Annotated in this window: 1 protein-coding gene and 1 pseudogene; one reads left to right on the forward strand and one right to left on the reverse strand. The window is 40.7% G+C overall.

Annotated elements, in window-relative coordinates; genetic code table 11:
* The coding region (locus CI957_RS10310) for a flavodoxin family protein (protein ID WP_241646099.1) at positions 1-503 on the forward strand (503 nt) is incomplete at its 5' end.
* A 232-nt stretch (positions 504-735) separates the two neighbouring features.
* On the opposite strand, the pseudogene CI957_RS11000 reads toward CI957_RS10310, so the two are convergent.
* Positions 736-946 (reverse strand): annotated as a pseudogene (locus tag CI957_RS11000) (epoxyqueuosine reductase); the annotation flags it as partial.

Consider the following 946-nt stretch of genomic DNA (forward strand, 5'->3'; position numbering starts at 1 on the left):
ATTATATGAAAACATTAGTAACATATATGTCACAGACAGGAAATACAAAGAAAATAGCTGAAGCAATATATGAGGAAATTACCGGTGAGAAGGATATCAAAGACATCAAAGATGTAAGCAACTTCGAAGGTTATGATCTCGTGTTTGTGGGTTTTCCGGTCCAGCAATTCAACATTCCAGAAAATGTCTCTGAAGTTGTAAAAGAGAATGTAGCTGGTAAGAATATAGCATTTTTCATGACCCATGCTGTTCCCGAAGGAACCGAAGCCATTCATTCATGGACCGGCTCCTGCAAGGATATCGCAGCCACTGGAAATTATCTTGGTACATTTGATTGTCAGGGTGAGTTGGCACAACCTCTAATCGACAGGTTGCTGGAATCCGATGATCCACAAATGAGAGAGTTTGCTCAGATGGGTCCTTCCACAAAGGGTCAGCCTGACGAATCTCGTGTACAGAAGGCAAGGGAATTCGCAAAAGAAATTCAGGCAAAGGTTCAGTGACTGGATATTTCTGATTTCCTGCAATTAATCGGGGGTTCAAGTGCTATTAACAAAGATTAATCACAACTCAGTTTGAGCTTATTTTATCTTTTATTTTTCCCATACTTGAATCAATTAGAAATTGTTCAAAGGGCACACTTTAATGCATAGTCCGCATCGAAGTCCGCCAAGAACATTAAACATATACTCAGCGCATTTTTCTCTATGAATGACCCCTTCTGATGTAAGAGCATCAACCGGACACCAATGGTGCATCCGTCAGTATAGCAGCCATACGTACTTTAGGTCCAAAGTCCTTTGTTATCAGAAGATGATTCATGCCAAAGTTTCCCACGCCTGCACGATAAGCAGCATATTTGAAAGATAAATCTGCTTTAAGTGTTTCACGATTGGCATACCAGTAACCGTACTCACTTCCTTCACTTGGAGCAATCGTTGCCATA

The organism is Methanohalophilus sp. WG1-DM (assembly GCF_004104135.1).
GTDB lineage: Archaea > Halobacteriota > Methanosarcinia > Methanosarcinales > Methanosarcinaceae > Methanohalophilus > Methanohalophilus euhalobius.